Annotated in this window: 9 protein-coding genes and 1 pseudogene; 1 reads left to right on the plus strand and 9 read right to left on the minus strand. The window is 43.2% G+C overall.

Annotated features, from left to right (window positions below):
- Positions 1-196 (minus strand): annotated as a pseudogene (locus ACH2DQ_RS11140) (stage III sporulation protein AA); the annotation flags it as partial.
- 1,417 nt (positions 197-1,613) lie between these two features.
- On the opposite strand from ACH2DQ_RS11140, the gene arcC reads away from it, so the two are divergent.
- Positions 1,614-2,546: a carbamate kinase gene (gene arcC / locus ACH2DQ_RS11145; RefSeq protein ID WP_395026746.1), complete on the plus strand. Its 933-nt coding sequence runs from the start codon at positions 1,614-1,616 to the stop codon at positions 2,544-2,546.
- A 48-nt stretch (positions 2,547-2,594) separates the two neighbouring features.
- Here arcC and ACH2DQ_RS11150 read toward each other — a convergent pair whose 3' ends face one another.
- The 8 genes from ACH2DQ_RS11150 to ACH2DQ_RS11185 form a co-directional block, all read right to left on the minus strand.
- Positions 2,595-3,848: an MFS transporter gene (locus ACH2DQ_RS11150; protein ID WP_394914334.1), complete on the minus strand. Its 1,254-nt coding sequence runs from the start codon at positions 3,846-3,848 to the stop codon at positions 2,595-2,597.
- A 27-nt stretch (positions 3,849-3,875) separates the two neighbouring features.
- Positions 3,876-5,492 carry a response regulator gene (locus tag ACH2DQ_RS11155; RefSeq protein WP_394914333.1) on the minus strand — a complete coding sequence of 539 codons (1,617 nt, stop codon included), beginning with the start codon at positions 5,490-5,492 and terminating at the stop codon, positions 3,876-3,878.
- Complete coding sequence (locus ACH2DQ_RS11160) at positions 5,492-7,273, minus strand: histidine kinase (RefSeq protein ID WP_394914332.1); 1,782 nt, start codon at positions 7,271-7,273, stop codon at positions 5,492-5,494. The genes ACH2DQ_RS11155 and ACH2DQ_RS11160 overlap by 1 nt, the downstream gene beginning before the upstream one ends.
- A gap of 35 nt (positions 7,274-7,308) precedes the next feature.
- Positions 7,309-8,973, minus strand: coding sequence for a DUF4091 domain-containing protein (locus ACH2DQ_RS11165; RefSeq protein ID WP_394914331.1), 1,665 nt, complete (start codon positions 8,971-8,973; stop codon positions 7,309-7,311).
- Between the two features lie 34 nt (positions 8,974-9,007).
- Positions 9,008-10,618, minus strand: coding sequence for a hypothetical protein (locus ACH2DQ_RS11170; RefSeq protein WP_394914330.1), 1,611 nt, complete (start codon positions 10,616-10,618; stop codon positions 9,008-9,010).
- Complete coding sequence (locus ACH2DQ_RS11175) at positions 10,615-12,042, minus strand: M17 family metallopeptidase (protein WP_394914329.1); 1,428 nt, start codon at positions 12,040-12,042, stop codon at positions 10,615-10,617. Before ACH2DQ_RS11175 ends, ACH2DQ_RS11170 begins: the two co-directional genes overlap by 4 nt.
- A gap of 101 nt (positions 12,043-12,143) precedes the next feature.
- A complete protein-coding gene (locus tag ACH2DQ_RS11180) occupies positions 12,144-15,236 on the minus strand; it encodes an alpha-mannosidase (RefSeq protein WP_394914328.1) in 3,093 nt (1,030 codons plus the stop codon).
- A gap of 186 nt (positions 15,237-15,422) precedes the next feature.
- A partial coding sequence (locus tag ACH2DQ_RS11185; protein ID WP_395026753.1) for a DUF6783 domain-containing protein occupies positions 15,423-15,502 on the minus strand: 80 nt, incomplete at its 5' end.

Raw genomic sequence — 15,502 nt, forward strand, 5'->3', positions numbered from 1 at the left:
TGTAACCGTCTGCTTCCCTGGTACTTAACCGTCCCTTAACGGAAACGAAATACTCTCTGCCGGCACAGGTAATCAACAGCGGCTTATCAACTCTCAGCCTGATCTCCTGGAGTTTTTCAAAATCAACATCCATCTTCTGTAAAATTTCCCGGACTCCTGTTGCAAAAATCCGGACAAAATCATCTTTTCCTTTCATGTCCTCACCCCTTTTAACCAATATATGAGGTTGTACATGAAATATACCTTTAGGAAACTTTTTTTTAATCCAGACGCAAAAAAGCCGTAAAGAGTCATCATCTCCTTACAGCTGCATTTTATTCTTTCTTTTCTTCTCACCGTTCAGTACTATGTTTTCTTGGAGATATTAAAACGCAAAAAGGAACGAGCATCAACTATACATCACCTTGTTGATACTCGCTCCTAATGAACTTCAATCATTCTTTTACCTCTTTTTCATCTTTGTAATCTTATTCGTCGACTTTTCTCAATTACAATTTTATAAGGTTTTGATTCTACCTTACTTCTCCGTTTAAAACTCTTACATTTTAAACTTCTTTTGTTTAAAATCATCCTGTTTTAAACTTTCTGTTGTTTAAATTCCTCGCTTTCTAAGTTTTCATAAAATTCTTAAACTACTTCTGGTTCTGATATTTCTTTTCAAACCACTTTGTTAAAATACTTTTTTAAACCTTCTTTTTAAGGAACGGGTTTTAACTCTTCATTTAAAATCTCTGGTCATTTACACCCTGATCAAAGTTATTAAACTACTTCCTAAAACTCCAATTACTTAAATCATCTGTTTAACCTTTACTTCAACTACAATTGCTTAAAACTGCTCACTCAAACCGCTTGTTGCTTAATACCTTTCACTCTTTTTACTTAAATAACTTCTTTTAAACTTCTTCTGTTCAAAACGTTTAACTTTAAACTTTTGATTTGGAAGATTGATACTTTCAAATCGATTTGTTGCATGATTAAAATTTTTACACCTTAATCACTTGTTTCTTGAGCTCTTAAAACTTTATTTACATTGCTTACAATGTCATCCGTTCTTGGTTACTTCTGTGTTTTACAAAAGCAACTGCGCTTAATATTTTGGTGGTCCGTACCTCTCTTTCTTAGATTTCTATCATTCAAATTTACAACTGTTCTTCTTCTGTACTTTGTATTTGGTTTACCACATCTGTATATTGTCTGCTTTCGCTTTCGTTTCTACATCTGCTTATCAACATCTACTTTTCCATCAGTTTCACTTTTGTAAATTAAATGTTTCAGATTAAGTTCCCATGGGACTCTCCTCCTTAGTTAATTAAGTTTTAATTGATGGTTTATCTTTTTGTTGTCTTTATTATATCCCCCGCTCTTTCATTTGTCAACCATTTTTTTATATTTTTTTCTATTAATTTTTTATATTTTATTTTTGTATCAATTATCTGATAATTTTATATTATTCCAACTTTTTGTAATATAGAGCTTGTTTAAAATTGCTTTCTGAAAGCTGTGTGTCACAGTTTACACGCGAAAAATATTGCTTTTTCCCTCCCCTAACTATATAATAGAAGAAAAGTTTAAGCAGTATAACAAAGAATACAGATCGAAAGAGGTAACTGATTATGAAGAAAAAAGTTGTGATTGCACTTGGCCATAAAGCTCTTGGTACTACGTTTCCGGAACAGAAGGTTGCAGTGAAGAATTCTGCGAAGATTCTTGCTGATTTGGTAGAAGAAGGATGCCAGCTGGTTATTTCACATAGCAATGCTCCCCAGGTTGGAATGATTCATACTGCAATGAATGAATTCGGTAAGGTTCATGAAGATTATACCCAGGCACCGATGTCTGTTTGTTCCGCCATGAGCCAGGGATATATCGGATATGATTTGCAGAATGCAATCCGTGCGGAGTTGATTAAACGCGGTATCTTCAATACGGTAAGCACCATTCTCACCCAGGTTCTGGTGGATCCTTATGACGATGCTTTTTATAATCCCGTCAAAGTAATTGGCCGTTATCTGACTGCTGAAGAAGCGGAAGAAGAAGAAAAGAAGGGCAACTACGTAGTAGAGGAACCAGGGAAAGGCTTCCGCAGAATTGTAGCGGCACCAAGACCAAAGGATATTATTGAAATTGATGCGATTAAGGCCCTTGTAAATGCAGGCCAGATCGTTATCGCCTGCGGCGGCGGCGGTATCCCGGTGCTGGAACAGGGCAGCGAACTGAAAGGTGCCAGCGCAATTATTGAAAAAGATTACACTGCCGGAAAATTAGCGGAACTGATCGATGCTGACGCACTGATTATTTTAACCAATGAAGAATATGTCTGCATTGATTATAAATCTGAAACGCCTAAAGAACTCCACCGGATCACCTGTACAGAGGCGCAGGAACACATTGACCATAAGGAATTTGGTGAAACAGCCATGCTTCCTAAGATCAGGGCTTCCGTGGATTTTGTTGCATCCGGCAATAACCGCAAGGCAATTATCACAAATATGGAACATGCCTGTGATGCTTATCTTGGTAAGACAGGTACGGTTATTACAAAATAATTTCATCAGAAAAGGAACATGCTATCGAGCTGCATGTTCCTTTTTCTATTAATTGCTGGCGATCTTTTTATTTCCAAACAGTATACACATGATAAGCGCTAAGAAGGTGATGCCCAGCCAGCTTAAGATTGTATTTTCCCAGCCATTGTTCTGAACCAGTATACCTATTGTAAATGTGGAAATGGCACAGCCCAGATACGCCATGGAATTTAAGAATCCCGAAACGGTGGAGACTCTTCCTGCTCTTTCAAATCTCAGTGGAAGCAGATTTACAAAAATCGTATTTACAGCCATCATGGATGCAGTAATAACAGATAGCAATATTACCGTGAGCAGCAATGATTTACTGCCAAACAGCCACAGGCAGAGCAGCGATACGGTTGCCGCCAGAAAAAAACATGCGGCTGTCTTTGTCTCCTGCTTTTTCCACTTCCGGTACAAATACTGCGCAGCGTAAGCACCGGTCAGGTTAATAACAGGTAAAACGGTAGTCACCAGTATGGAAAGTGCCGGGGATGTGAGAAAGGTTTCGCTGATATAGGTAGGAACCCAGGAGGTTACACCGTCTTTTAAAACACCATGTACAATTACAGGAATCAGGATGACCAGGATTCCGCTTCCTGTCAATAGTGAAAGAAAAGGAACCTGGTTCTCCTTCCTGCTGCCGCTCTTAATCTCATCCTCCGTCCCATCTTCTATTCCGAATTCAATGGAATACTTCTCTATTTTCCGGAATTTAATATCCCAAAGGAGCGCTGCTGCTATAAGCAGTGCTGCTGCTGCAAAAAACACTCCATTCCAGCCGTTCAGATAAATGACGGCTGCCGATAACAAATAGGATGCCAGGGTTCCCAGCGCCTGGGTGGATATGATATTGATGCAGAAACGGAGTTTCGTTTTCTCTTCCAGCATTTCTGCAAAAATGCGGATAATCGGAGGCCATATCATTGCCTGAGCATAGCCGTTTATACACCAGACTGCCGCCATAATGCCAAAATCGGCAAAACACCCCATAATGAGATTAGCGGCTCCTGAAATTGACAGCCCCAGAAATATCATTTTTCTGGGATTTACTTTGTCTCCCAGGAAACCGTTTAAGAGCTGCCCGATTCCATAGGCGAAAAAGTAAGTCATACTGATAAATCCTGCCTGGGATTTTGAAAGTACGGTTTCTTTGATCATGACGGTCATGGCTGACGAGTAGTTCAGCCTGCCCAGATAGGACGTAAAATAGGCTATCCAGCATAATACAAACAACAAAGTTGTCATTCGTACATCTGTTATTTTCTTATATATGTGCAACGTAATTCCTCCCTGATCCATTCTATTCTACCTGTTCTGCTGCCGGTATTGCAGGGGCGTAAGCCCTGTGGATTTTTTAAACACCCGGAAAAAATACTGGCTGTCTTCATACCCCACTTTCTTCGCAATTTCTACAACGCTTTTATCTGTTTCCACCAGGAATTCCCTGGCTTTTTTGATTCTGAATTCGGTAATGTAATTGACGGTTGACTGCTTTAGCTCTTTTTTGAATACGGACGAAAAATAATTAGGACTCATGCCATAGCGTTCCGCCAGCTCATTTATGGCGATATTTTCATTATAATTTTCCTGTATAAACTGAAGCGCCAGCATGATTTTATTCCTGGCATTGGTATCTACGGCTCCTTCGCTCTGCATGCAGTCCATGACTATATCGATTAAATAACCTTCCATTTCTTCCACGTTATGCAGTTCATCCAGGATGTTGAAACTGGAAAGAAGCTTTTCCATGCTTTTGGGATTCTGGATGCCATTTGAATTAAAATTCCGCAAAACCATATTTAAAATGCGCACCCACATGACCCGGATGTAAGTTACGTTATATTTGATCAGCTTTTCTTCCGAAAATATTTCGTGAATCAAAGTCTGTATATTGCCGATATCGTGCCTTTCGATATAGTGATACAGCATATTTAATGCTGCCGTGGGAAATTGTTCCGTTTGAAATATACTGGCATCTTCATAGAAATAAATGTTGGAGGTTCCATATACCAGTCTCTGTTTTAATGCCTCCATCGCCTCATTTTTGCTGGCAGCCGACAAGTGCAGCGTCCCCCTGCTCAGTCCGAATGTAAGAAAAATATCCATCTTTTTTTCAAAAATATTCTGCAGTTTTAAAAAAATCTGCTCTATTTCATTTCGCAAAAGCTTCTCTCTTTCCAGGGAAAATATCGCAAAGAGCTGGTTATAATTGGATAAGTTATCCACCATTACCTTATCACAAACGGAAACGATTTCCAAGAAAACATTTTTGATGGAGAACCGGATTAAATCAATATCTTCATGTCCAAATTTACTGCCGGAATAGCTTCTCCCGTCTATATTAATGATCCCCAGAAAATGTATGCATCCAGGGCTGAAAAAGCGGGGATGGTCACCGCTTAGCAATTCATATAGAAATCCTTTTTCCTCTGTTTCCATCACCTGCTTGCTCACCAGCGCATTGATGCCTTTTTCCATGGTATACTGCTCTTTTTCTTTCTGCAGCTTGGTCTGGCTGGATATGGTATTGCGGATCCGCTCATCTTCTTCCAACGATTGAATGGTTTTTTCCATTACCTTTTTCAGTTCTCCATTTGAGAGGGGCTTAAGCAGATAAGCTTTTGCCCCCAGAGAGATTGCCTGTTCCGCATAGGCGAACTCGGCATAGCCGCTTAGAATAATATACTTCATGTGGGGATACAGCGGCTTTGCTTCTGCTATAAATGCCAGCCCGTCCATATCCGGCATATGGATATCGGTCACTACGATATCCACGCTTTTATTCTCCAGCAGCAGCAGCGCTTCCTTCCCGGAGGAAGCTTCCAGAATTTCCTCAAATTCCAGGTTTAAATACTGTAATCTGGCAAGAAAACCCTTCCTGATTAATTCTTCGTCATCGATCATTAGCAGTCGGTATTTCATTACATATCTCCTCCCCTTTGTATTAAAGGCAGCCGAATATAAAACCGGCTTCCCTGATATGGCTTACTTTCAATAGATATTCCATATTCATTTCCGCACGATAGTTGTATCCTCTGATTTACATTTCGGATTCCAATGCTTTTTTTATTGTCCCGGACCTCTTTTGGCTCATTGATAAAGGTATTTAAGTCCCGCACACGCTCTGCGTCCATCCCCACCCCATCATCTTCAATGACAATGAGCAATGCATCCTTTTCCCTGCGAATGGAGATCTCCAGGGTTCCTTTTGATGTGAGATTCCCCAGTCCGTGTACGATGGCATTTTCTACAATCGGCTGTAAAATAAACCTGAGAATCATATAGCGGTCCACATCCGCTTCTACATTATAAAAAACCTCAAACCGCTCGTTATAGCGGATTTTCTGAATAAAAATATAATTCTGGGTATGGTGGAGTTCCTGGGAAATCGTCACAAATTCTCCATAATTTTTCCCAAGGCTGTAGCGGAAGATTTCTCCCAGTTTTTCGCACATATCACATACCACGAAAGCCTGGTTGACTGCTGCAATTGAGCTGATGGTTTCCAGTGTATTGTACAGAAAATGGGGATTGATCTGAAGCTGCAGATTGCGCAGCTGCGTTTCTTTATTCTCCAGCTGCTGGATATAGTTTTTGCGTATCAGTTTATCCAGTTTTTTCAGCATATGGCTGAACTGCTTGTCCAGATAGGCGATCTCATCGCTGCCGGCAATAGGCTTTGTAATGGTAAGATCACCGGTTTCCGCAACTTTAATCTTCTGTACCAGGGCACCGACCCGTGCTGAAAAACGATAGGTAAACAAATAAGAAAAAAATAAAATTGCCAGGATAACCAACAGCAGAAGGGGGATTACCAGAAGCTGTATCTCTCCTTTTTTCTCCATAAGTTCGCTGTTTGTAAATAAGAACAGTATATTCATCCCATACTCTTCCAGGGCAGTACTGGCAACCACATAGTCCGATATCGTATGGATTTTACCGTTATGATAATCTTCCCCATCGGACTGGCGCTGTAAAAATTCCGTGAGAACTTCCCTTTTATCCGGGTCGGAATCGTAGAGGTCCTGCCCGTCTGTACCATAGACAATCACATCAAAATTACTTTTTTCATTCTCCCAGTTTTTCCCCGGGGAGAAAAGACGTTCCATATATATGTCAAGCTTAATAATGCCAATATCTTTTTTTGTATAATTAAGCAGGTCAATCTTTTCTATTTCACGCAGAATGGATAAAATAGTCTGGCCTTTTCCGGCGGAAATGTATGTAAACCATCCCTCATTCAGCGCTTTTTTATTGCGGTACCAGGTTTCCTTTTTTGCTTCTTCCATCATAGTAGCTCTGCTGCCGTACACGGGAATCTCGCTGATTTTGGAATAAATCATACAGTTTCTGATCTCACTGGGACGGTCCAGCAGCAGAGATTTTGTGACCTCTGTGCTGATATCCCGGCCTTTCATGTAAGGACTGCTTTTGCCTGATGCATTTGTGAGTGTGTCCAGTATAATCGTATTATTGGCGATAAATTCCAGGCTGTTCTGGTACTGCAGCATTTTTTCTTCGATATTTTTCATATACTGGGCTGTTATTTGTTCATGAGAATTAACCAGATCTCCTACTATCAGCCGTTCTATTTTCTGAAACAGAAAACCGCTGATCAGGATGATGGGCACAACGCTAATCACAATAGTAAAGGAAACCAGCTGCTTAAATATGGAGTAACTATAAATTTTTTTACTTTTCATCTGTCCGTCCTTTTGGTACCTTCTATTCACATCATTTAACTGTTCCTGTAAGAAATTCTCCTGTCAGCAATCTCTTTGTTTACAATTTCCCTGAGTTTCTGAAAAAATTGACTGTTGTCGGGATAAGAAACCAGTGTTACGGGTTCTTCAGCTGTCTGTCTGATCAAATCCATTACGTATTCCCTGGATGTGAGTTCTTCCAGCATCTGGAATGCCCGGATATCCTGCATAGCCTCCGCTAATACCATGAGGCGGAGGGATTCTTCCGGACAGCCGTCTGCTCCCGGATATACCAGGAAGGCATCGCCGGATGGAAATGCCGCTCCAGCATCCGTGACCTGATATGGGTTAATATGGTACAGGGAATACTGGGAGTTGTAGAAATTAAATCCCCAGTGCAAAAATCCCTCCAGCCGGTACTGGTACATCTGCACTCCCAGAATCCGCGTTCTGCCGGAAGGCATGGCAAAAAATCGGTTTGTAACGTCTTTTCCCTGGGCACCGCAATAGTAGGTCCAAAGTCCCGGAACCTGATTTTCTAAAAAAGGCTCCAGATGGTCAACTGCCGGAACCGGCTTATCCACGACACCGCTCTCATAGAAGGTATATCTGGACACTGCGTCCATAATGGGGTATCCCTTTAAATGGGCGGATACAGATTCTCTGACTTTCCGGTACATCTCCAGATCTTTTTCCTCCGGCTCATCCGACAAATGGAAAAATACCCTGTCTCTTAACTTCCACTCATCCAGTCTGAGCACCAGGGCATCCAGAAACTGTCCCAGAAATTCCTGGTATGCAAAGCTTTGGCTGTCGGTCTCCCAGCCAAATATCCGCACCAGGGCACCCTCCTTTTCAGCCATCACCTTGGGTGCACTTTTAGCCCCCCACTGGGTAAAAAGATGGGCGATTTCAAAATATTTCACACCGCATTCCATGCACATCTGAAAAAAAGTGTACAGCTTATCAAAGGAAAACATATATTTTCCGCCCACAATCTTTACATCTACCAGCTGTACCGTAGTCCGTTCTTCTCCTACGGCAGTATCAAGAGGCGGTGTGAATGCCGGGGCTAAAATCATATTTATGCCTCGTTTGCTATACAGTGTGATAAAATTTTTCATAATCTCCCAGTGGCGGGCAGACCAGGGCTCTACCCCGTAATAATCCGCAAGGCAGTCACAGTGAAACCATTCTGTATGAAAACAGGTCTGAGGGGGCAGATGTATGGGGTAAATACAGATTTCTGTCCGTGCTTCGCCCACCAGTAAATCTTCTTCATCGTAAAACTGCAATATGAGATCCTGGTTTCCTTCCATTCCCTCTTCTGCTTCCAGATCAATCCACAAGGCGTGCCATTGACAGGGAACATATGTTATCCTCTCCAGAGAAATATTACTTAATAAATCAGGATAAAGACCGGGCTCTTTGGAGAGATAATGGTCATCCCCTTCCCCGTTGCAGGGCAAAACAGATGGCATTAGTTTCACTTCCCTTATCCGCACCGCATCTTTTAAACTGCCATGTAACGCTATCCTTCCATACCCGGTATACAAAGACTCCGCCCGGTATGCACATTGCAGGGAAATCGTTTCTCCCCAAAATCCGGATAACCTTATGCCCCTTAAATCGTCTTCCGGTTCTGCTCCCGGAAAGACTTTATTAAGAGAACTTATTATTTTGAATTCGTATTTGACCATTTTTCTGTCCTTTCATTAAAGTTAGATCACATGATTATTCAGATATACTTCTACAACTATTGGTTTCTGCCTCCACAATTTCCGCGCTAACTCTATGATCAGAAAACCGGTAAGTAAATCTTATAACGGTATTATCCTTTTCCGTTACCAGATTCGCCTTATTGGAAGAACCACTTCTTGGAAAGCAGTCGTAACAGTATGTTGCAGACAGTGTTCCGTAAGTGGAAACTGCATAATCGTAGGTACCCGCATAGGGAATGACCACTGTGAGGGCATACAAGCCACCGCCCAGATAGTACATGCGGGTCACCTCACTGTTAGAATCATTCTTTACTGCTCCCACAAATGGCTGAAAGCTGCCATATACCACTACTTTTTCCGGCAGCTTCACGCCGGTTTCTTCGTCGTATTCCTCCCTTGCGCCATAATCCATCAGATTGCCCGGGTTGGCTGCTTTTTGCCGCAGCATATGATTCATGCTCCAAAGTCTGCGAAGCGTGCCTTCCTGGGAAAATCCCATAGGGCAGCCTTTGCTTTTATCATTAATCTGGTAAAATTCCTGTATTCCTATAGTTCCATCTTCCCGCTTTGCCACAAGGGCCGCATCACTGAGCATTCTGCGAAAGGGAACTTCAAAATAGGCATTTGGATTCTGGACTTCTGTCCAATAGTAGGTGTACTCCAGAAAGTGGTTCCTGGTCGCTTCATCCTGGTTGGCAAACCATCCGATTTGATCATATCCCCACCAGTCTTTCTTCGCCAGCTCTTCTCTGGTATACGCATCAAATCGGTCTATTACTTTTCCTCCCCAGTTGTCATATTCCATCAGATAAGGCATTGCCTGAGCACTCCACCCGTTTGGGTTGCTTCCTCCTTCGCTGAACCCTTCTCTTACCAGCACCTGTTTATGACCCGGATGCTCAAGCAGGGGCACTCCCGTAAATGGCATGGCATGATAATCAAACAGCAGTCTTCCCCGGATATTGATACCGTGTGTGTGGGCATCCAGAAGTACTTTGTGGCGGCGTGCATGCTTTTTTCCATAGTCCCGAATCAGATAAAACAACTCTTCTGTTTTTAGAAATCCACTGTCATTGGCGGTATATAGATGAACCTGCCCCATATGGAGGGCTTCATAACCACAGTCAATATAACGGCTGGCTCTGTAATAGAACCACATCCTGGCCTCCAGACGGTTCAGATCCGGAATCCCTCCATTTTTTTCTTTTTCATCGCTTGTATGTATAAAACCCGGAGGCTTCTGGGGAAACAACGCCTTTTCCAGACAAAAGTTTCTTTTTTCCGGCTTTACGCCAAATGCTTCAAAGACATATTCCGGAATGGGAATCTCATTTATTTTTTCAACGATGATCTCAAATATACAGGACTGGAGGATAATATCTTCATCTACTGCATGGACTTTTTCCGCCAGTTCCCTGCTTTTTTCAAAATGTTCTTCCTCGTCCATGGTCATATACCAGACCCCGGAGGCTCTCCCCAGGAATTTCACCCCCAGCTCTCCGATGGCTCTCAAATCATCCTCCAGGGTACTGCTTTCCAATAATCCTGCAGCCGTTACTGCCCTGGAAAGATAATTCTCCAGGACTTCTTTTTTCATGTCTGTATCAAAGTAATAATCTGTCATCTGTCTGTCACTCCTTTTCTATCCAGCAGGGCAGCTATGGTATCTGCAAAAACTCCGGTGGCACCTTTGCACAAGTCATCTGTTTCCTGCTTATTCACAGCGGGGCCTACCACATCCAGATGAATCCACTGGATTCCTTCCTCTATAAATTCTTCCAGAAAAGATGCCGCTATACTGGCACCGCCGCCTGACCCGGGGGCATAATTAATGAGATCCGCCGTTAGGGAATCTTTTATTTTCTCATGGAAACACCCATCTAAAGGCAGCCTCCAGAATTTTTCCCCGCAGTTTTGCCCGGTCCTGCTAAACTCTCCATAGAATTCATCACTATTGGAAAAGATCCCTGCTATCTCATTTCCAAGGGCGTTCTGGCAGGAATAGGTAAGAGTTGCCAGATCTATGATACGCTCTGCTCCTAATTTTGCCGCATAAGTTAACGCATCACAGAGTATCAGCCGCCCTTCCGCATCGGTATTATAGATCTCCACCGTTCTGCCTGACAGTGTTGTGATGACATCTCCCATTTTGCAGGCATCCGGGCTGATTACATTTTCCACACAGGGTATAATGGCGCAGATCCTCTGTTCACTTTTCTTTCGCACTGCCATTTCAAATGCCGACAATATATTCGCACCGCCGCACATATCATACTGCATCCCTTCCATGCCACTCATGGATTTTAAATGATAGCCGCCGCTGTCAAACATAACTGCCTTGCCTGCCAGTGCCGTAAGATTTCCGGACCCATCTCCATCATAGTGAAGAACAAAAAGCCTGGCGCCTTTGCTGCTCCCCTGATTCACTGACAGGATTCCCTGGCATCCCAGTTCACTTAATGCCCTGTCATCAAGTATATCTGCCCTTATCTGATAATACTCTGCCAGTTCCCTGACATATGCTTCCATCTCCCGGATTCCGAAATAATTTCCGGGAAGGTTGCCCAGACTTCTTGCATGACCGATGCACCTGGCATCCAGTTCGGCATCCTCCAGGATTTTACTTAAAGCAAATTTTGTGATAAAGGTATACTGGCTCTCGGGATATTTTGAAAATAATTCCCTGTTTATAAATATACTATTATTTCCAATCTTTTTTAACCCTTCTTTTGCAAAAGAATATCCGCCTTTTACAATTGCCTTCACCATGATGGGTATGAGTTCTGCTGCACTTTCTTCATCCGCACACAGTCCATCCAGATAAATACAGATACTGCCCATTGCATGTTTTCCCAGCTCCCGGCACTTTTTCTGTAAATGGCAAAAAGGATATTCTTTTTCTTCCTGAATATCCCACCTGGTGAACTGTCTGTTTTCTATCATGTTATATATGTTGGAGAAATTTGGCTCCTCCCCGTACTTTCCCATAAGAATCAACTGTTCATCAGTTCTCAGAGATTCCAAGCCGGACTTTATAAAAAACTTCATTTTTTTCCTCCCGCAGATATTGTTCAGCCGTCCTTGATTTCCCGGGCTGGGAGCCAAACGGACGCACTTTCAGTGTACCATTTGGCGGCTGTTTCTTCCTCTTAGAAATTTATCATTATGGTTTTAATCTCATATGGTTTGATAAATATTTCTACCGGTTCTTCCCGGAATGTCCCCTCCGGTATTTCCATCAGGCTGCATTCACACCACTGCCTGATGTTAAATGCACACCGCATTTTGATGACTGCTCTGGCCCCTTTAAATTCATGAAAACGAACCACTATGGCTTCGCTGTTCTCCGCTTTTTTCACTGCATCCACAACGATGTTATCTCCATCAAAAGTAAGAAAACGATCTTCCAGCACCGGTTTCCCGGACCTGCCAGTCAGCGGGTTATTCAGATCAAATGCTTCCTCCTCTATTTCTGCCTGATACCATTCCAGATGGTGGGGCAGAATCGAATACGTGAACTCATGATATCCTAGATCTGCCGTGTAGTCCGGATCTACCGCCGATTTTAAGAGAGTCAGGCGTATGGTGTCTTCTTTGATGTCATGGCCATATTTGCAGTCATTTAAGACCGCCATTCCATATCCGGTTTCCCACAGATCCACCCACTTGTGTGCAACTACTTCAAATTTGGCATATTCCCAGGGAGTATTGCGGGTAATGGGCCTTCTCATATTGCCTTCCTGTATATCGAATCTGGCATCCACCGCCCTGATATCCACTGGAAATGCCGTTTTCAGAAGCTTTTGGCGTTCTTCCCAGTCGATTGCGGTACGGAAATCAATTCTTTTTTTATTCCGGTAGAGACACATGGTCTGGCTGATCCTGGATTTATGATATTTCCAGATAAAGGTAACATAAATTCCTGTCGGGTGCTCTTCTGCTCTAATGCTGATGCAGTTTGTGATCTCTTCTTTCTTTAAATCAATGGTAGGCTCTAACTCCCATGCATCAAAGCATCTTGGCTTATCTTCAAAAACCTGGAGTACATTGCCGCATTTTCCTGCCGGAAGCACTTCTCTTTCTGCTTCCTTATCATAGATGCTTGTCAGCTGTCCCTGCTGGTTCCAGGAAACCGTATAAAAGGGTGTATCTGCTCTAAAGTTCTCTGCTTCCCGTCCAGATACGGCTGTTCCCTCTTTTTTCGTAATGACCGCAAAGGAAAATGCCTCTATATCCGGTAAATACACTTCACTGCTTCCATCATTCCATCTGGAATCCAGCCGTACTCCGTCGGCATCGGTAAACACATCTGTTTCCTTCGTTTCCGTTATCCGAACATAGGTACTCCGCTTCCAGTTTGCATTATTAAAGACCGTATAGACACCTTTTTCCGGCTGATACAGCGCTTTGCAAAGTTTTTCATCTATCCTCATAAGCAGCTCTTTGGCACGCTCGTATTCGGAATGACTGTCTTCGTATACTTCTTTGATGGAGGAGCCCGGAAGGATATCATGAAATTGGTGGCACAGCACGATCTTCCATGCCTTTTTAATCTCTTCCCGGGGGTAGGGCAGACCGGATATGTTTTGTGCCAGAACACATAGCAGTTCTACATCTCTTAATAAGTACTCCATCCTCCGGTTCATTTTTTTATTATATGCCTGGGATGTATAGGTACCCCGGTGAAACTCCAGATACAGTTCCCCGTCCCAGACAGGCAAAAAACCGTGCATGGGATTTTCCCCAAGGGTTGTGTTCAGCCGTTTAAAATAACTGCGGGCTGTTTCCGTTTTGACTTTGGGAATACCCGGTACCTTATTCAGCTGCCCCATGGTCATCAGCATATCACGATTGGGTCCTCCCCCGCCATCGCCGTATCCATAGGCGATCAATAGATCTCTGTTCAAATCCTTATTGCTGTAATTATCCCAGACGCCTTTTACGGCATACGGCCTGGTATCGCCGTTATATGTATAATAAGAATCTCCCTGGTCCGTGGTGGTAATGAAATGAGTAGTTACCTCCGTTCCGTCTATCCCTCTCCATAAAAAGGTATCATAGGGGAGCTTATTAGTATCATTCCAGCTGATCTTTGTAGTCATAAAGGTATCCACACCGGATTTTTTCAAAATCTGGGGCAGTGCCCAGGAATAGCCGAACACATCGGGAAGCCACAGGAAATCATTTTCATATCCGAATTCCTGCAGAAAGAAATTCTTTCCCATCAGAATCTGGCGGATTATGGATTCTCCCGAAACCAGGTTACAGTCACATTCCACCCACATGGATCCGGAGGGTTCCCATCTTCCCTGGGCAGCCCTTTCTTTGATCTTTTCATAGATGTCGGGATAGTCCTCTTTGATAAACTCGTAAAGCTGTGCCTGGGACTGCAGAAAAGTATACTGTCCGTATTCTTCCATTAAACGGTTGACGCTGGAAAAGGAACGTGCAGCCTTTTCTCTGGTATGGCACAGCCGCCAAAGCCACGCGGCATCAATGTGGGTGTGTCCAAGCAGCGTCACCTCTACTTCCGGTTTTCCCCGTCCATCCATCTGTCCATTTAAATATGCATAAGCCTGTTTGACACTCTCATAGAATTCACTGCTGCCTGGCTCGGTATAATCTACATAGCCAAAGGCTTTCACCAGTGTATTTAAAATCCACTCTTTATATGCATGGTTATCGTCCAGAAGCTCGTAAGCCTCCAGGGCAGTTCTTGCCAGATAATAAAACTCATCTGTCATATGATCCAGTACCCCAAACTGCGCACGCCTTATTTCCATCGCCATTTCCTGTGGCCTGCCGCCGCCGTTCAGCCCGGACCATACACGGAAGTTCAGCTCCAGGCTGAATCCGTTTTTCCCAGGCTTTAAAAAGACTTCTCTGTGGTTTCCATCCACTCCCTGGTAAGGTTCCCCATTTAAATACAACAGGCTTTCAAAATGGCTGTTATTTCCCGTTCCGGCACGTGCCCCGAAGTCAAAGAGCCCAACTACTTCTTCATCCTGCATGGATTCTGGTATGGTGATGTTGGTACACAGCCAGTTATAGCGGTCCCAGCCTTTCCAGCGAAATCCTTTTCCTACTCTTTGCGGATCTCCCACAGGTGTCCTGTTTCCTGTCTTTTTGTCGTCTTCGTACCAGAGGAATTCCGGTATTTCCTGCAAGCTGTGGTAACGCAGTTCTTCCAGCTCTTCCAATAAATTCTTAATTCTGTCTTTGTTATGAAAATCAAATGGCATATTTACCTCCCGGCTGTTACCGAATTTAAAAATTATTTAATGCAAACAGGCTCTAGTACTCCATCCGGCTAGAACCCCTACTAAAAGCACTGCCTATTTTGCCATCTGCCGCGTTGTCGTCAGTCAGCGGAGGAACCACTCCGCTTCCATCCTCCGCCTTGCAGACTGACAAAATAATCAGCACTGTTAGTAGGGTTTCTGGCTGGATGGAGTACTAGAGCGTGTTTTAAAATTGCTTTCTGGCAGCTGTGCGTCACACTTTGTGG

The organism is Robinsoniella sp., assembly GCF_034124845.1.